Consider the following 17,376-nt stretch of genomic DNA (forward strand, 5'->3'; position numbering starts at 1 on the left):
AGAGGATTCCCGAGAGGAGAGAGCGACGTTTCACGTGAAACACCATGCCCGCAATGTCGGAATTCTGACGATGCGACACTCCGGTGGTCCGATGTCGACCTCTCGGCCTTCCCCCCGTCACCCGGATGCGGGAGAACCCACCACCACCCCGGGCCGGAGGACCGCGCCGGTGCCGGAACGAACGGGCGGGGAGGTCCCGAGGACCTCCCCGCCCGTGGCGGTCGTCACGTCCGGCTCAGCGGCCGCGCCGCCGGGGGCTGCGGCCCCGGTCGCCCCCGCGCACGGGGCCGCCACCGGCCCGGCCGGCCTTGGCCGCGGCCCTGGCCCGGCGGGTCGCCGCCTTCACACCGCCCGGGCTCTCCCCCACCTTGACCTGGACCACCCGGGTCGAGGTCTCCAGGGTGCCCTCGCCGACCGCGATCACCGACCACTCCACCGCACCGAGCTTCGCCAGCCCGGCCCGGGAGTCGGCCAGCTCCTGCTCCGCGCTGTCGCCCTTGAGCGCCAGCATCTGGCCGTGCGGCCGCAGCAGCGGCAGCCCCCAGCCGGCCAGCCGCTCCATCGGGGCCACCGCCCGCGCGGTCACCACGTCCACCGCCAGCTTGCCGACCATCTCCTCGGCCCGGCCGCGGAGCACGGTGACGTTCTCCAGCCCCAGCTCGCGGACCACCTCCTCCAGGAAGGTGGTGCGCCGCAGCAGCGGCTCCAGCAGCGTCACCGAGACGTCCGGCCTCGCCAGCGCCACCGGGATGCCGGGCAGACCGGCGCCGGAGCCGACGTCGCAGAGCGTCGTCCCGCCCGGCAGCAGCTCGGCGAGGACGGCGCAGTTCAGCACGTGGCGGTCCCAGAGCCGGGGCACCTCGCGCGGCCCGATCAGCCCCCGGGTCACCCCCGAGGTGGCCAGCAGCTCGGTGTAGCGGACCGCGGCGTCGAACCGCTCGCCGAAGACCTCCCGGGCCACGGCCGGCGGTGCGGGCGGCGGCTCGACCGCCGGACGCCCGCCGACGGCCGCGCCCTCGGCACCCGGACCCCCGGCGCCCGTCTCCGGCCCGCCGGCAGGCGCGCTCTCCGTGTCCATCTCGAACTCTCCGCTCCCCGGATCCACCGACCCGCTCCTGCACCGTTTCACGTGAAACATCTCTCGCCGGGCCACCGCCCGCGAAGGGACGACGACCCCGTCCGCGCGGGGCGGACGGGGTCGGGTCCTCGTGTCGCATACCGACCGCCAAAGCCGCCGGCGGTCACCCTGCCGTCAGGCCGGGAGCACGACCACGCACCGCTGGGGCTCCTCGCCCTCCGACTCACTGCGCAGACCGGCCGCGGCCACCGCGTCGTGGACGACCTTGCGCTCGAACGGGGTCATCGGGCGCAGCTTGACCTGCTCCCCCGAGCTCTTCACCTGGTCGGCGGCCTCGGCCCCGAGGGTCGCCAGCTCCGAGCGCTTGCGGGCCCGGAAGCCGGCGATGTCCAGCATGAGGCGGCTGCGCTCGCCGGTCTCCCGGTGGACGGCCAACCGGGTCAGCTCCTGCAGCGCCTCCAGCACCTCGCCGTCCTGGCCGACCAGCCGCTGCAGGGAGCGGTCGTTGCCGTCGCTGACGATGGAGACCAGGGCGCGGTCGCCCTCGACGTCCATGTCGATGTCACCGTCGAGGTCGGCGATGTCGAGCAGACCCTCCAGGTAGTCCGCCGCGATGTCGCCCTCCTGCTCCAGGCGGGCGACGAGGCTCTCGTCGGCGCTGTCGGCGGCCTCGGCCTCGACGGCGGAGGTGGTGCCTTCCGTCACTGATGGACTCCTTCGGAGATGGGGCCCGGGTGGTGGGCCGGTAACGAGGTTCAGGGGGCCGTGGGAGCGGTCCGGTGCGGACCGGTCACTTCTTCTTCGGCCGCTGACCGCCGCCGCGCTTGGGCTGCTGCCGGCCACCGCCCTGCTGACGGGCCGGGCCCGACTTGGCACCGGCCGGGCGCGCCGCGGTCTGCTTGGCCGCACCCGTGGCACCGGCCGCACCGGTGCCGGAGGTGCCGCCGGAGGTGCCGGTGCCGGAGGTCCCGGTGCCCGCGGAGTCCGCCGGGGCGGCGTCGGCGGGCTGCTCGTCCGGGGCGTCCTTGGTCAGGCTGGTGGTCTGGCCGCCGGTGTGCTGGCGCTGCGACTTCGTCTGCTTCCGCGGCTGCTGCCGGCGCACCTGCACCGACTCCTCGACCACGGCCTCGGCGGTGACGGCGGACTTCTTCGCGGGGAGCAGGCCGAAGAGCGGGCCCTTGATGACCGAGCCGTCCGGGTTCAGCCGGCCGGCCTTCTTCAGGCGGGCCTGACGCTCGTCCCAGGCCTTGCTGCCCGGTGTCGGGTTGTTGCGGATGACGATCAGCTGCTGGCCCATCGACCAGACGTTGGTGGTCAGCCAGTAGACCAGGACACCGACCGGGAAGTTGATGCCCATCACGGCGAACATGATCGGGAAGACGTACATCAGCATCTTCTGCTGCTGCATGAACGGCGTCTTCACCGTGAGGTCGACGTTCTTGGTCATCAGCTGGCGCTGGGTGACGAACTGCGACGCCGACATCAGGATGATCATCACTGCGACGACGATCTTGACGCTGACCTCGCTGCTGCCCACGAAGGTGGCCGAGAGCGGGGCACCGAAGATGTGCGCCTTGCCGGCGCTCACCAGCAGGTCGCCGTCGATCACGCCGATGGCCTTGCCCTTGGCGACCGAGGCCAGCACGCCGTAGAGCGCGGTGAAGAACGGCGCCTGCACGAGGATGGGAAGGCAGCTGGAGAACGGGTTGGTACCCGCCTCCTTGTACAGCTTCATCATCTCTTCGGACTGGCGCTGGCGGTCGTTCTTGTACCGCTCCTGGATGGCCTTCATCTTCGGCTGGATCGCCTGCATGGCCCGGGTCGCCTTGATCTGCTTCACGAAGAGCGGGATCAGGCAGATCCGGATGACGACCACCATCGAGGCGATGGCCAGACCCCAGGCCCAGCCACCATCCGGGTCGAAGACGTGGCTGTACAGCGAGTGGAACTGGACGATGATCCAGGACACCGCTGTGTACAGGGGGTTGAGGAAGGAGAACGTCACCGGTCAGGCTCCTTGGACATTGGGATTGGCCCCATGGGGCCAATGGTCGCCGGGCCCTCTGGGTCCGGACCGGCGGGGGGCGTGATCACCGGCTGTTCGGCGGCGGCCCGGCCGTTCAGCCGGTCCCGCAGCCGGCGGTGCCACACCGGATGCTTGCGCGGCGGGACATGATCGACCCCGCCGGGAGTCCACGGATTGCAGCGCAGGATGCGCCACACGGTCAGGGCGCCGCCCTTCACCGCCCCGTGCGTCTTCACGGCCTCGAAACCGTAGTGCGAGCAGGACGGGTAGTAACGGCACACCGGACCGAGCAGTGGGCTGATGGTCCACTGGTACACCCTGATCAGACCCATCAGCAGGTACTTCATCGCCCTGCTCCCGTCGGCGCCGAGGCGGCGTGCTCGACCTTGAGCAGCCGTTTGAGCGCCGCGTCCAGGTCGCGTTCGAGTTCCTGGTACGAGGCGGACGCGGCCGGGGGCAGCGCACGCACCACTATCAGGCTACCGGCGGGCAGCCGGGACAGACGATCACGCACGAGGTGACGCAACCGGCGCTTGACCAGGTTGCGGGTGACCGCCGGGCCGACGGCCTTGCTCACGACGAAACCCGCACGCGCCGAAGGAGTCCCCTCGGCGACGTGCGGGCGGATGTCGCTGGTCCGGTCGGTGCGGCCCCCGGGGGCGTCCTCTCTGGCGAGGTGGACGACCAGCAGGGGCCTACCGGCCCGGCGACCGCGTTTGACCGCGGTCGCGAAGTCCTGGCGCCGCCGCAGCCGATTCTCGGAGGGCAGCACAACAGACTCTGGTGCGGATCAGGCGGACAGGCTGGCGCGGCCCTTGCCACGGCGGGCGGCCAGGATGGCGCGGCCGGCGCGGGTACGCATACGCAGCCGGAAGCCGTGGGTCTTCGCGCGACGACGGTTGTTCGGCTGGAAGGTGCGCTTGCTCACTCGGGGGCTCCTGAGGTGAATCGTAGGATGACGGGGAGTCGCTTGGCCGTCACCGTGCGTCCGCGTGATCTCCCCATGTATCGGAAATCCGGCCCATCGCCCCAGTTCGGCTGGGGTTGGAGGCAATCCACGGCGCCCGTGCTGCGCGCCTTATGGAGCGGGTGGACCCGCGGACATGCGGCAGCGGCCATCGACAACTCGACCTGGTTACGGTACGCGGGACGGGGCGCGAGGGTCAAACCAGCCGTCCGGAGGCCGCTTACCCACAGCCTGTGGACAACGACTTGATCCGGCTCTGTTCGCTGACTACCGTTGCAGGACTTGTCTGGTTTGTTCATCGGAAAGCGTGCACCAGTGGCTGATGTCAACAGCGACCTCGTCCCGGTCTGGGCGAGGGTCGTCGAGCGGCTGGTCGGCGACCCGGACATCGGGGAGATGGACAAGCAGTGGGTGCAGCGCACCCAGCCCATGTGGATGATGCACGACACCGCCCTGCTGGCGGCCCCCAACGAGCGGGCCAAGCAGGTGCTGGAAGGGCGGCTGCTGCCGCAGCTGACCGAGGCGCTCTCCCGCGAGCTGGCCCGCCCGGTGCGGATCGCCGTGATGGTCGACGCCAACGCCGTGCCCACCGCCCCCGCGTCGCAGGCCCCCGCCGAGCCGTACCCGAACCCGTCCGAGCAGGACGCCGGCGGCTACGGCGGCCAGGGCTACCCGCAGCAGTCCTACGACCAGGACTACGAGCAGGGCTACGACCAGGGCTACGAGCGGCCCCGCTACGACGACGGCGGCTACCAGCAGCACCCCGCCCCGTACGGCGGCCCGGCGGGCGGCGCCCAGGCCTGGCCCGGCTACCAGGAGCAGCCGCCGGCCTACCGCGAGCCCGAGGAGCCGGCCCCCCGGCCCGCGCCGCGGCACGTCCCCGCGCCGCCCTCGACCACCCAGGGCGACCTCTTCGGCGGCGCCTACGGCCCGGGCCCGGGCGAGCACCCGCGGACCGCCTCCGGCCGCCGCTCCCCCGGGGCCCGCCCGGCCGCCGCCCGCGGCGCGGACAAGGCCCCGGCGGAGCGCGCCACCGACCGCCCCGCGGTCCCCGGCGTGCCCGCCCCGCCCGGCGCGCCCCCGGCCGGCGGCTCCCGCAAGGACGAGCCGGCCGCCAGGCTGAACCCCAAGTACCTGTTCGACACCTTCGTCATCGGCGCGAGCAACCGCTTCGCGCACGCGGCGGCGGTGGCGGTCGCCGAGGCCCCGGCCAAGGCGTACAACCCGCTCTTCATCTACGGCGAGTCCGGGCTGGGCAAGACCCACCTGCTGCACGCCATCGGGCACTACTCGCGCAGCCTCTTCCCGGGCACCCGGGTGCGGTACGTGTCCTCCGAGGAGTTCACCAACGAGTTCATCAACTCCATCCGGGACGGCAAGGCGGACACCTTCCGCAAGCGCTACCGGGACATGGACATCCTGCTCGTGGACGACGTGCAGTTCCTGGCGAGCAAGGAGTCCACGCAGGAGGAGTTCTTCCACACCTTCAACACCCTGCACAACGCCAACAAGCAGATCGTGCTCTCCTCCGACCGGCCGCCCAAGCTGCTGACCACGCTGGAGGACCGGCTGCGCAACCGCTTCGAGTGGGGACTGATCACCGACGTCACCCCGCCGGAGCTGGAGACCCGGATCGCGATCCTGCGCAAGAAGGCGATCCAGGAGCAACTCAACGCCCCCGCCGACGTGCTGGAGTTCATCGCGTCCCGGATCACCCGGAACATCCGGGAGCTGGAGGGGGCCCTGATCCGGGTCACCGCCTTCGCCAACCTCAACCGGGCCCCGGTGGACCTGGAGCTGGCCGGGATCGTCCTCAAGGACCTCATCCCGGGCGGCGACGAGGACGCCGGGCCGGAGATCACCGCCCAGGTGATCATGCAGCAGACCGCCGCCTACTTCGGGCTCGGGGTGGACGACCTCTGCGGATCCTCGCGCAGCCGCGTGCTGGTGACCGCGCGTCAGATCGCCATGTACCTCTGCCGGGAGCTCACCGACCTCTCGCTGCCGAAGATCGGCGCGCAGTTCGGCGGCCGCGACCACACCACGGTGATGCACGCCGACCGCAAGATCCGGTCACTCATGGCCGAGCGGCGCTCGATCTACAACCAGGTCACCGAGCTGACCAACCGCATCAAGAGCTAGCGGGCCGGCCCCCGCGGGGCCGGCCCGGCGTGGCCGGAAAAGGGCGTCAGGAGCGATCCTGACGCCCTTTCGGCATATCCACAGGTGTGCACGGCGGTCCGCCGGGGCAGGGATGCGGGTGACGGACGCTCCGCCAGTCCACAGCCCGCGCCGAACATCTGACCAGGGATTCGAACACCCCCGGTGCGCGAGGCGGAAATCCACAGGCCGGACGGGTTCTCCGTCGTCCACAGGCCCGGGCGCCGTGAGTTATCCAGAATTCCTCCACAGGGCGCCCGCCGCTACGCTCTTCCGCGCAGGTCAGGTGCCTGTGGACTTGTGCACAACCGTTGTCCACAGGGTGTGGACAAGTGCCGGCCCGTCAGTGGGCCGTTCGGGTTGTCCACCGGTTGTCCCCAGGCCGGGCGGGGTTATCCCCAGGTTGTCCACAGCTGCGTCCACAGTTCGACAAGCTTCTGCCCTCGTTCATGCCCAGGTGTGAAAGCCGTCACGAAAAGTTGACCGGAGCCCGTGGATAACCGGGTCCGGATCTGGGGACGGTGCTGGGGATAACCTGTGGATACCCAGCGTGCCCTGTGGGTAACGCTCCGCCGTCCACAGCGGGCCGTGTTCGTCCACAGCCTCGGTCCACAGCTCCTGTGGACAAAAAACCGGGCCTGACCTGCGCAAACAGGGTTATCCACGGTTTCCACAGGCCCTACTACTACCACTACACCTATAGACCGTTCGCCTCGTTCAAAAGCGGGTGGGGGCCAAATCTGTGGACAACCGCTGCCCGACATCCGTTCGAGTTGCTTCCGCCCGTCTGCCCCGTCTGTCGGTGGAGTACGTCAGACTGTCCTCGGCGACTGGAAGCGGAGCGGCGGAGCTCGGTGGACAGCCGCGGCGAAGACCAAGATCAGAAGAACCAGACGTGCGAGCGGGAGCGCTCGATCCAGGAGGCGGTTACCGGTGAAGTTCCGGGTGGAGCGTGACGTCCTCGCGGAGGCGGTGGCCTGGGCTGCCCGCAGCCTCCCGGCACGGCCGCCGGTGCCGGTGCTGGCCGGCCTGCTGCTGACGGCCCAGGACGGCAGCCTGGCGCTGTCCGGCTTCGACTACGAGGTCTCGGCCCGGGTCGAGCTGGAGGCCGACATCGAGGAGGCCGGCACCGTGCTGGTCTCCGGCCGGCTGCTCAACGACATCTCGCGCAACCTTCCCAACAGGCCTGTGGAGATCTCCACCGACGGCCAGCGGGTCAGCGTGGTCTGCGGCAGCTCCCGGTTCACCCTGCCGACCCTGCCGGTGGACGAGTACCCGGCGCTGCCCCAGATGCCGACCGCGACCGGCACCGTGCCCGGCGACGTGTTCGCCTCCGCGGTCAGCCAGGCCGCCGTGGCCGCCGGCCGCGACGACACCCTGCCGGTGCTCACCGGCGTGCGGGTCGAGATCGAGGGCGACCGGATCACCCTGGCCGCCACCGACCGTTACCGCTTCGCCGTCCGCGAGCTGCTGTGGAAGCCCGAGCAGTCCGACATCTCGGCGGTCGCGCTCGTCCCGGCCAAGACCCTCCAGGACATCGCCAAGTCCCTGGGCAGCGGCGACAACGTGTCCATCGCGCTCTCCTCGGGCGGCGCGGGCGAGGGCCTGATCGGCTTCGAGGGCGCCGGCCGGCGGACCACCACCCGTCTGCTGGAGGGCGAGTTCCCGAAGTACCGCAGCCTCTTCCCGACCGAGTTCAACGCGATCGCGGCGATCCAGACCCAGCCCTTCCTGGAGGCCCTCAAGCGCGTCTCCTTGGTCGCCGAGCGCAACACCCCGGTCCGGCTGAACTTCGAGGAGGGCGTGCTCACCCTGGAGGCCGGCTCCGGCGACGACGCCCAGGCCACCGAGCGGATCGACGCCTCCCTGGAGGGGGACGCCATCTCGATCGCGTTCAACCCGGGCTACCTGGAGGAGGGCCTCAAGGCCATCGACTCCGCCTACGCCCAGCTGAGCTTCACCACCCCGACCAAGCCCGCGCTGCTCAGCGGCAAGGCCGCGGTGGACGCCGAGGCGGACGAGGCCTACCAGTACCTGATCATGCCGGTCCGCCTCTCCGGCTGAGCCCGCCGCGCCCCGGGCAGGTCCGGCCGCCACCGGACCTGCCCGGAGCCGTTCGCCCACGGCTCCGTCCACAGCCCTGTGAACAAACCTGTGGAACCTCCCCCGGTCGGCCCGACCACGAGGAGGCCCTTCCGCTCCAGCACGTAGGCTCAAGGAGGCGCGGCAACGGCGCCGCCCGCAGGGACGTCACCACAGGTAAGGATTTGGCTATGGAGCTCGGCCTCATCGGTCTCGGCAAGATGGGCGGCAACATGCGCGAGCGGATCCGCCGCGCCGGCCACACCGTCATCGGCTACGACCGCAACCCCGACATCTCCGACGTCGAGAGCCTCCAGGAGCTGGTCACCAAGCTGCAGGGCCCGCGCGTCGTCTGGGTCATGGTCCCGGCCGGCGCCGCCACCCAGGCCACCGTGGACGAGCTGGCCGAGCTGCTCTCGCCCGGCGACGTGGTCGTCGACGGCGGCAACTCCCGCTGGACCGACGACATCAAGCACGCCGAGGCGCTGGCCGCCAAGGGCATCGGCTTCGTCGACTGCGGCGTCTCGGGCGGCGTCTGGGGCCTGGAGAACGGCTACGCGCTGATGTACGGCGGCGACGCCGAGCACGTGGCCAAGGTCCAGCCGGTCTTCGACGCGCTCAAGCCCGAGGGCGACTTCGGCTCGGTGCACGCGGGCGCGGTCGGCGCCGGCCACTTCGCCAAGATGGTCCACAACGGCATCGAGTACGCGATGATGCAGGCCTTCGCCGAGGGCTGGGAGCTGCTGGAGGCCGCCCCCGAGGTGACCGACGTCCGCGAGGTCTTCCGCAGCTGGCAGGAGGGCACCGTGATCCGCTCCTGGCTGCTCGACCTGGCCGTGCGCGCCCTGGACGAGGACGAGCACCTGGGCAAGCTCAAGGGCTGGGCCGCCGACTCCGGCGAGGGCCGCTGGACCGTCGAGGCCGCGATCGACCACGCTGTCCCGCTGCCGGCCATCACCGCCTCGCTGTTCGCCCGCTTCGCCTCCCGCCAGGACGACTCGCCGCAGATGAAGATGATCGCCGCGCTGCGCAACCAGTTCGGCGGCCACGCGGTCGAGTCGAAGTAGTCCCCGCAGGTCCCTCCACAGAAGGCGAGCGCAGTCCACCGCCATGCACGTCGCGCACCTGTCGCTCGCCGACTTCCGTTCCTACGCCCGGGCCGAGGTCCCCCTCGACCCGGGCGTGACGGCGTTCGTCGGCCCCAACGGCCAGGGCAAGACCAATCTGGTCGAGGCGGTCGGCTACGTCGCCACCCTGGGCAGCCACCGGGTCGCCACCGACGCCCCGCTGATCCGGCTGGGCGCCGAGCGCGCGGTGATCCGCACCTCGGTGGTGGACCGCGGCCGCTCCACCCTGGTCGAGCTGGAGATCACCCCCGGCAAGGCCAACCGGGCCCGGATCAACCGCTCCGACAACGTCCGCCCGCGCGACGTGCTGGGCCTGCTGCGCACCGTGCTGTTCGCCCCCGAGGACCTCGCCCTGGTCAAGGGCGACCCGGGGGAGCGCCGGCGCTTCCTGGACGAGCTGCTGACCGCCCGCGCGCCCCGGCTGGCCGGGGTCCGGCAGGACTACGAGCGGGTGCTCAAGCAGCGCAACGCCCTGCTGAAGACCGCCGCGATGGCCCGCCGGGCCGGCGGCGGCAAGGGCGCCGACCTGTCCACCCTGGAGGTCTGGGACGGCCACCTGGCCCGGGCCGGCGCCGAACTCACCGCCTTCCGGCTCCAGCTGGTGGCCGCCCTCCAGCCGCTGGTCACGGCCGCCTACGGGCAGCTCGCGCCCGGCGGCGGCGACACCGCCCTGGAGTACCGCAGCTCCTTCGAGGGCGAGCTGCCGACCAGCCGCGAGCAGGCCGAGGAGCAGCTGCTGGAGGCGCTGCGGACGGTCCGCAAGCAGGAGGTCGAGCGCGGGGTCACCCTGGTCGGCCCGCACCGCGACGAGCTGCTGCTCAAGCTCGGCCCGCTGCCCGCCAAGGGCTACGCCAGCCACGGCGAGTCCTGGTCCTTCGCGCTGGCGCTGCGGCTGGCCTCCTACGAGCTGCTGCGGGCGGACGGCGGCGAGCCGGTGCTGGTCCTGGACGACGTCTTCGCCGAGCTGGACGCCGCCCGCCGCGACCGGCTGGCCGAGCTGGTGGCCGGCGGCGAGCAGGTGCTGGTGACCGCGGCGGTGGCCGAGGACGTGCCGAAGGCGCTGGCCGGCGCCCGGTACGCGGTCGCCGACGGCGCCGTCCGGCGCGTCACCGGCTGATCGCGCCGCACCGCGCTCCACGGACCGCCGTCGGCGGTCGCACACCCCGCACCCGTACCCCCGGGGACGCCCACCCGTGCCGTCGCGCGCCCTCCCGGCTCCCGTACGCTGGACGGCTCACCGTTGTCCACAGGGTGGGGATAAGGAGATCGCCGTGAGCGATTCGGCGGAGCACCCCGGGCCGACCGGTGCCGACCTGGCGCGCTCGGCGCTGCGGGCGGCCCGGGCTCAGGCCCGCCAGCGCGGTGAGCAGGTGCGCGAGAAGCGCGAGGCGAAGCGGCACGGTCTGCGCAGCGGGGCCCGCTCGGACGGCCGTGACCCGGTGCCGCTGGGGGCGGCGCTGACCCGGCTGCTGACCGAACGGGGCTGGGAGTCCTCGGCCGCGGTCGGCGGGGTGATGGGCCGTTGGCCGCAGATCGTCGGACCGGACATCGCGGCGCACTGCACCCCCACCGCCTACGACGACGAGGCCGCGGTGCTCACGGTGCAGTGCGACTCCACCGCGTGGGCCACTCAACTCCGCTGGCTGGCAAGGCAGTTGGTGGCCCGTCTGAACCACGAGCTGGGCCACGGCACGGTCCGCACCATCAAGGTGCTCGGCCCCGCGGCCCCGGTGCGCGGCTACGGCCGGCTGCGCGCCCCCGGCAGCAAGGGCCCCGGCGACACCTGGGGATAGCCGCCCGCCCGCCCGCCCGCCTCCGCCCGGCCCGGGGCGGTCGGTCCGGGAGCGGAGCGGACCGTGATCCTCCGGAACCCCTGACGGCCCTGCCAGGCGGCCTGAGCCCCCCGAGCGAGTATCGGGACATGTCCCGAGGGGATTCAGGGCGCCATTTCTGCCCTCAGAGGCTGCCAAACGCCCATCGATGTCAGTCGTACCGGTAGACTGGGGGCCAAACACTGTTGCTAGTGGCAACCGAGTCGAAACGCCGTGGTCGCACGCCCGCCCGTAGGAGGCGGGGATGCGGCCCGCGCTGTGCCAGAGAGGGCGCTTCGTGGCCGATTCCGGCAACCCCAGCCAGATCCCAGACCAGACCGACCAGTCCGACAGGTCGTACGACGCCAGTGCCATCCAGGTGCTGGAGGGCCTCGACGCCGTCCGCAAGCGCCCCGGCATGTACATCGGCTCGACCGGTGAGCGCGGCCTGCACCACCTGGTGCAGGAGATCGTGGACAACTCCGTCGACGAGGCGATGGCCGGGCACGCGGACACCATCGACGTGACCCTCCTCGCCGACGGCGGCGTGCGCGTGGTCGACAACGGCCGCGGCATCCCGGTCGGCATCATGCCGGGCCAGGGCAAGCCGGCCGTCGAGGTCGTGCTGACGGTTCTGCACGCGGGCGGCAAGTTCGGCAACGGCGGCTACGCGGTCTCCGGCGGTCTGCACGGCGTCGGCGTCTCCGTCGTGAACGCGCTCTCCACCCGCCTCGCGGTGGAGATCCACACCGACGGCCACCGCTGGACGCAGGAGTACAAGGCCGGCACCCCGACCGCCCCGCTGTCCCAGCACGAGGCCGCCGAGCGCACCGGCACCAGCGTCACCTTCTGGGCCGACCCGGAGATCTTCGAGACCACGGTCTACTCCTTCGAGACGCTCTCCCGCCGCTTCCAGGAGATGGCGTTCCTCAACAAGGGCCTGACCATCGCCCTGACCGACGAGCGCCCCGAGCACGTCGACGAGGAGGGCAAGCCGCTCTCCGTCACCTACAAGTACGACGGCGGCATCGCCGACTTCGTCGCCCACCTCAACTCCCGCAAGGGCGAGGTCGTCCACCCCTCGGTGATCGACTTCGAGGCGGAGGACAAGGACAAGGCGATCTCGGTGGAGATCGCCATGCAGTGGAACTCCTCGTACACCGAGGGGGTCTACTCCTTCGCCAACACCATCCACACCCACGGCGGCGGTACCCACGAGGAGGGCTTCCGCGCCGCGCTGACCGGCCTGGTCAACCGCTACGCGCGGGACAAGAAGCTGCTCCGCGAGAAGGACGACAACCTCTCCGGCGAGGACATCCGCGAGGGCCTGACCGCGATCATCTCGGTCAAGCTCGGCGAGCCGCAGTTCGAGGGCCAGACCAAGGACAAGCTCGGCAACACCGAGGCGAAGACCTTCGTCCAGAAGGTCGTCCACGAGCACTTCGGGGACTGGCTGGACCGCAACCCCAACGAGGCCGCGGACATCATCCGCAAGTCCATCCAGGCCGCCACCGCGCGCGTCGCCGCCCGCAAGGCCCGCGACCTCACCCGCCGCAAGGGCCTGCTGGAGTCCGCCTCGCTGCCCGGCAAGCTCAGCGACTGCCAGTCCAAGGACCCGGCCGAGTGCGAGATCTTCATCGTCGAGGGTGACTCCGCCGGCGGCTCGGCCAAGCAGGGCCGCGACCCCCGCACCCAGGCCATCCTCCCGATCCGCGGCAAGATCCTGAACGTCGAGAAGGCCCGGATCGACAAGGTGCTGCAGAACACCGAGGTCCAGGCGCTGATCTCGGCCTTCGGCTGCGGCATCCAGGAGGACTACGACGAGTCCAAGCTGCGCTACCACAAGATCGTGCTGATGGCCGACGCCGACGTCGACGGCCAGCACATCCGCACCCTGCTGCTGACCCTGCTGTTCCGCTTCATGCGGCCGCTGGTCGAGTCCGGCTACGTCTACCTGGCGATGCCGCCGCTGTACAAGATCAAGTGGGGCAAGGACGACTTCGAGTACGCCTACTCCGACCGCGAGCGCGACGCGCTGATCGCCGCCGGGGTCGAGGCGGGGCGCCGCCTTCCGAAGGACGACGCGATCCAGCGGTTCAAGGGTCTCGGCGAGATGAACGCCGAGGAGCTCCGGGTCACCACCATGGACGCCGAGCACCGCCTGCTCCTCCAGGTCACCCTGGAGGACGCCGCCCGCGCCGACGAGCTGTTCTCGGTCCTCATGGGCGAGGACGTCGAGGCCCGCCGCTCCTTCATCCAGCGCAACGCCAAGGACGTCCGCTTCCTGGACGTGTGACGCCTGCCCGCAGGCCCCGCACGTACCAGTCCGCGTGAAAGGAAACTGACCACCAGTGGTCGACGACAACCGTCCCGAAGGCGAGCAGCCCGAGACCCCCGAGGCCGCCGCCACGGTGACCATGCGCATCGAGCCGGTCGAGCTCGAAACCGAGATGCAGCGCTCGTACCTCGACTACGCGATGAGCGTCATCGTCAGCCGGGCGCTGCCCGAGGTGCGCGACGGCCTGAAGCCGGTGCACCGCCGCGTGCTGTACGCGATGTACGACGGCGGCTACCGCCCCGAGAAGGGGTACTACAAGTGCGCCCGCGTCGTCGGCGACGTCATGGGCAACTACCACCCGCACGGTGACACCTCGATCTACGACACCGTGGTCCGCCTGGCCCAGCCGTGGTCGATGCGGATGCCGCTGGTGGACGGCAACGGCAACTTCGGCTCCCCGGGCAACGACCCGGCCGCGGCCATGCGCTACACCGAGTGCAAGATGGCGCCGCTGGCCATGGAGATGATGCGCGACATCGACGAGGAGACCGTCGACTTCGCGCCCAACTACGACGGCCGCTCGCAGGAGCCCACCGTCCTGCCCGCGCGCTTCCCCAACCTGCTGGTCAACGGTGCCACCGGCATCGCGGTCGGCATGGCCACCAACATCCCGCCGCACAACCTGCGCGAGGTCGCCTCCGGCGCGCTCTGGTACCTGGAGAACCCGGAGGCCTCCGCCGAGGACCTGCTGGACGCCCTGATCGAGCGGATCAAGGGCCCGGACTTCCCCACCGGCGCGCTGATCGTCGGCCGCCGCGGCATCGACGACTACTACCGCACCGGCCGCGGCTCGGTCACCATGCGCGCCGTGGTCGAGGTCGAGGAGATCCAGGGCCGGCAGTGCCTGGTGATCACCGAGCTGCCCTACCAGGTCAACCCGGACAACCTCGCGCTGAAGATCGCCGACCTGGTCAAGGACGGCAAGATCGCCGGCATCGCCGACGTCCGCGACGAGTCCTCGGCCCGCACCGGCACCCGCCTGGTGGTCGTGCTCAAGCGCGACGCGGTCGCCAAGGTCGTGCTGAACAACCTCTACAAGCACACCGACCTGCAGACCAACTTCGGCGCCAACATGCTGGCCCTGGTCGACGGCGTGCCGCGCACCCTGTCGCTGGACGCCTTCATCCGGCACTGGGTCAACCACCAGGTCGAGGTCATCGTCCGGCGCACCACCTTCCGGCTGCGCAAGGCCGAGGAGCGCGCCCACATCCTGCGCGCGCTGCTGCGCGCCCTGGACATGATCGACGAGGTCATCGCGCTGATCCGGGCCTCGGCGAGCGCCGACGCCGCCCGCACCGGCCTGATGGAGCTGCTCTCGATCGACGAGCTCCAGGCCAACGCGATCCTGGAGATGCAGCTGCGCCGGCTGGCCGCCCTGGAGCGCCAGCGGATCACCGACGAGCACGACGAGCTGCAGCGCAAGATCGACGAGTACAACGCGATCCTGGCCTCGCCGACCCGCCAGCGCGGGATCATCTCCGAGGAGCTCACCGCGATCGTCGAGAAGTACGGCGACGAGCGGCGCTCCACCCTCATCCCCTCCGACGGCGACCTCTCCATCGAGGACCTCATCGCCGAGGAGGACATCGTCGTCACCATCACCCGCGGCGGCTACGTCAAGCGCACCCGCTCCGACCTCTACCGCTCGCAGAAGCGCGGCGGCAAGGGCGTGCGCGGCGCCCAGCTCAAGCAGGACGACATCGTCGACCACTTCTTCGTGACGACGACCCACAACTGGATCCTGTTCTTCACCAACAAGGGCCGGGTCTACCGCGCCAAGGGCTACGAGCTGCCGGACGCCGGCCGCGACGCCCGCGGCCAGCACGTGGCCAACCTGCTGGCCTTCCAGCCGGACGAGCACATCGCCCAGGTGAAGGCGATCCGCACCTACGAGGACAAGCCCTACCTCGTCCTCGCCACCCGGGCCGGCCTGGTGAAGAAGTCCCCGCTGAAGGACTACGACTCCCCGCGCTCCGGCGGCCTGATCGCGATCAACCTGCGCCAGGACGACGAGGGCCGGGACGACGAGCTGATCGGCGCCGAACTGGTCTCCGCCGAGGACGACCTGCTGCTCGTCTCCAAGAAGGCGCAGTCGATCCGCTTCACCGCCACCGACGAGGCGCTGCGCTCCACCGGCCGCGCCACCTCCGGCGTCAAGGGCATGGCCTTCCGCGAGAACGACGAACTGCTCTCGATGAACGTGGTCCGTCCGGGCACCTTCGTCTTCACCGCGACCGACGGCGGCTACGCCAAGCGCACCGGTGTGGACGAGTACCGTGTCCAGGGACGCGGCGGCTACGGCACCAAGGCGGCGAAGATCGTCGAGGGCCGGGGCTCGCTGGTCGGCGCGCTCGTCGTCGACGAGACCGACGAGATCATGGCGATCACCCTCTCCGGAGGAGTGATCCGCACGAGGGTTTCCGAGGTTCGTGAAACCGGACGTGACACCATGGGCGTCCAACTGATCAACCTGGGCAAGCGCGATGCGGTCGTGGGCATGGCCCGCAACGCGGAGGCCGAGGACGAGGAGTCGGCGGAGGACGAGGTGGCGGGTACCGAGTCCACCGAGGTGGCCGAGGGTACGGAGACGGCGCCGGGCGGCGGGACCGCCCAGGCCTGACCTCGTACCGCGTCGGCCGGTACCGTCACGTCCGTACATCCGTACACGACGTGGCGGTACCGGCCGCCGACCAGTTCCGGGCAATCCCGCCGGGCGCTGGATGACGAGTGACGAAGCAGGGCGGTGCGCCGTCCTGGCGGGAAGTGCGGGAGGACCAGTGAGTGGAGCCACGGGTGCTGGGGGAGGCGCCGCCGGCGGCCGTCCGGGCGCAGCACAGGGCGGCGGGGCGTACGGCGTGCCGCAGCCGCCGGCCGAGCACCCGGCCGCGTCCACCTCGCTGATGCCGCCGGTCGGCGGGGCGGGCCAGGGCGGGACGTACGGCGGCCAGCCGACGCCCCCGCCGGGTGCCCCGGCGGCGGGCGGCAACGGCTTCTCCCAGCCGACCACCTACGCCAAGGGGCAGCCGACCCCGCCCCGGGGCACCCGGGTCGGCGGCGGCAACACCCCGCCCGGCGGGACGCCCGCCGCGGGCGTGCGGCGTCCGGCCGCGCCGCCGGCCGCCGGCGGTGGCCTGGGCCGGACCAGGAAGGCCCGGCTGCGGGTGACCAAGGCCGACCCGTGGTCGGTCATGAAGGTCAGCTTCCTGCTGTCGCTGGCGGTCGGGATCATCATCATCGTGGCGGCCGCGGTGCTGTGGATGACGCTGGACTCGCTCGGCGTCTTCGACTCGCTCGGCAAGACCCTGAAGGACGTCACCGGCTCGGACACCAACGGCGGCGGCCTGAACATCATGGACTACGTGGGCTTCGGAAAGGTGATGACCTTCACCTCGCTGATCGCCGTGGTCGACGTGGTGCTGCTGACCGCGCTCTCCACGCTCTCGGCGTTCATCTACAACGCGGCGGCCGGCTTCACCGGCGGCATCGAGCTCACCCTGGCCGAGGAGGACTGATCCCCCGGGCCTGACCCGGGATCAGTTCCCCTCCCCCTCGGGGATTTTCCGTCCGTGGACGGAATCAGCGGGCCCCACCGGCTGTTGCAGCCGGTGGGGCCCGTCGGCATTCGGGTGACAGCCGCACGGCGCGGCGTGCCGCCCGGACGGGCCGGGGGAGCGGTGGGCTTAGCTTGGTCCGCTCGTTCCGCGTCACCCGGCCGCCGCAGGCCTCCCCGGTTCCCACCGGACGGGTCCGGGACGGCTGCTCAGGCACGGCAGGACGGAGACGCGCG

13 protein-coding genes and 1 pseudogene are annotated in these 17,376 nt (G+C 71.3%); 8 read left to right on the forward strand and 6 right to left on the reverse strand.

What is annotated here, in order from left to right:
- Positions 1-235 precede the first annotated feature (235 nt).
- From rsmG to rpmH, 6 genes are all read right to left on the reverse strand, one after another.
- Positions 236-1,078, reverse strand: a complete 843-nt coding sequence (rsmG, locus tag ACFVVL_RS19470; RefSeq protein ID WP_380287936.1) for a 16S rRNA (guanine(527)-N(7))-methyltransferase RsmG — start codon at positions 1,076-1,078, stop codon at positions 236-238.
- A 174-nt stretch (positions 1,079-1,252) separates the two neighbouring features.
- Positions 1,253-1,783, reverse strand: coding sequence for a protein jag (locus ACFVVL_RS19475; RefSeq protein ID WP_380287938.1), 531 nt, complete (start codon positions 1,781-1,783; stop codon positions 1,253-1,255).
- A gap of 85 nt (positions 1,784-1,868) precedes the next feature.
- A complete protein-coding gene (gene yidC / locus ACFVVL_RS19480) occupies positions 1,869-3,083 on the reverse strand; it encodes a membrane protein insertase YidC (RefSeq protein WP_380287940.1) in 1,215 nt (404 codons plus the stop codon).
- A complete protein-coding gene (yidD, locus tag ACFVVL_RS19485) occupies positions 3,080-3,451 on the reverse strand; it encodes a membrane protein insertion efficiency factor YidD (protein ID WP_387676772.1) in 372 nt (123 codons plus the stop codon). Before yidD ends, yidC begins: the two co-directional genes overlap by 4 nt.
- Positions 3,448-3,876, reverse strand: a complete 429-nt coding sequence (gene rnpA / locus ACFVVL_RS19490; protein ID WP_380287944.1) for a ribonuclease P protein component — start codon at positions 3,874-3,876, stop codon at positions 3,448-3,450. The genes yidD and rnpA overlap by 4 nt, the downstream gene beginning before the upstream one ends.
- 18 nt (positions 3,877-3,894) lie before the next feature.
- Entirely contained in the window at positions 3,895-4,032 is a 138-nt protein-coding gene (rpmH, locus tag ACFVVL_RS19495; RefSeq protein ID WP_030059672.1) for a 50S ribosomal protein L34, read from the reverse strand.
- A 354-nt stretch (positions 4,033-4,386) separates the two neighbouring features.
- On the opposite strand from rpmH, the gene dnaA reads away from it, so the two are divergent.
- From dnaA to ACFVVL_RS19535, 8 genes and pseudogenes are all read left to right on the forward strand, one after another.
- Positions 4,387-6,213 carry a chromosomal replication initiator protein DnaA gene (dnaA, locus tag ACFVVL_RS19500; RefSeq protein WP_380287946.1) on the forward strand — a complete coding sequence of 609 codons (1,827 nt, stop codon included), beginning with the start codon at positions 4,387-4,389 and terminating at the stop codon, positions 6,211-6,213.
- 951 nt (positions 6,214-7,164) lie between these two features.
- Entirely contained in the window at positions 7,165-8,295 is a 1,131-nt protein-coding gene (dnaN, locus tag ACFVVL_RS19505; protein ID WP_380287948.1) for a DNA polymerase III subunit beta, read from the forward strand.
- Positions 8,296-8,483: 188 nt separating this feature from the next.
- Positions 8,484-9,380, forward strand: a pseudogene (gene gnd / locus ACFVVL_RS19510) (phosphogluconate dehydrogenase (NAD(+)-dependent, decarboxylating)); the annotation flags it as partial.
- A 43-nt stretch (positions 9,381-9,423) separates the two neighbouring features.
- Positions 9,424-10,557: a DNA replication/repair protein RecF gene (gene recF / locus ACFVVL_RS19515; protein ID WP_380287950.1), complete on the forward strand. Its 1,134-nt coding sequence runs from the start codon at positions 9,424-9,426 to the stop codon at positions 10,555-10,557.
- Positions 10,558-10,711: 154 nt separating this feature from the next.
- Positions 10,712-11,233, forward strand: a complete 522-nt coding sequence (locus ACFVVL_RS19520; RefSeq protein WP_350543082.1) for a DciA family protein — start codon at positions 10,712-10,714, stop codon at positions 11,231-11,233.
- A 283-nt stretch (positions 11,234-11,516) separates the two neighbouring features.
- Positions 11,517-13,547, forward strand: coding sequence for a DNA topoisomerase (ATP-hydrolyzing) subunit B (gyrB, locus tag ACFVVL_RS19525; protein WP_380287953.1), 2,031 nt, complete (start codon positions 11,517-11,519; stop codon positions 13,545-13,547).
- A 121-nt stretch (positions 13,548-13,668) separates the two neighbouring features.
- Complete coding sequence (gene gyrA, locus ACFVVL_RS19530) at positions 13,669-16,209, forward strand: DNA gyrase subunit A (RefSeq protein ID WP_387676948.1); 2,541 nt, start codon at positions 13,669-13,671, stop codon at positions 16,207-16,209.
- A gap of 235 nt (positions 16,210-16,444) precedes the next feature.
- Positions 16,445-17,101: a DUF3566 domain-containing protein gene (locus ACFVVL_RS19535; RefSeq protein WP_387676779.1), complete on the forward strand. Its 657-nt coding sequence runs from the start codon at positions 16,445-16,447 to the stop codon at positions 17,099-17,101.
- Positions 17,102-17,376: the final 275 nt, after the last annotated feature.

It is taken from the genome of Kitasatospora sp. NPDC058115 (assembly GCF_042884635.1).
Lineage (GTDB): Bacteria > Actinomycetota > Actinomycetes > Streptomycetales > Streptomycetaceae > Kitasatospora.

What these genes read in the sequence shown, in the direction of transcription:
- yidD (WP_387676772.1), bottom strand. Translation starts at nt 3,451, where the DNA reads ATGAAGTACCTGCTGATGGGTCTGATCAGGGTGTACCAGTGGACCATC.
- rsmG (WP_380287936.1), bottom strand. Translation starts at nt 1,078, where the DNA reads ATGGACACGGAGAGCGCGCCTGCCGGCGGGCCGGAGACGGGCGCCGGG.
- gyrB (WP_380287953.1), top strand. Translation starts at nt 11,517, where the DNA reads ATGCGGCCCGCGCTGTGCCAGAGAGGGCGCTTCGTGGCCGATTCCGGC.
- gyrA (WP_387676948.1), top strand. Translation starts at nt 13,669, where the DNA reads ATGCGCATCGAGCCGGTCGAGCTCGAAACCGAGATGCAGCGCTCGTAC.
- recF (WP_380287950.1), top strand. Translation starts at nt 9,424, where the DNA reads ATGCACGTCGCGCACCTGTCGCTCGCCGACTTCCGTTCCTACGCCCGG.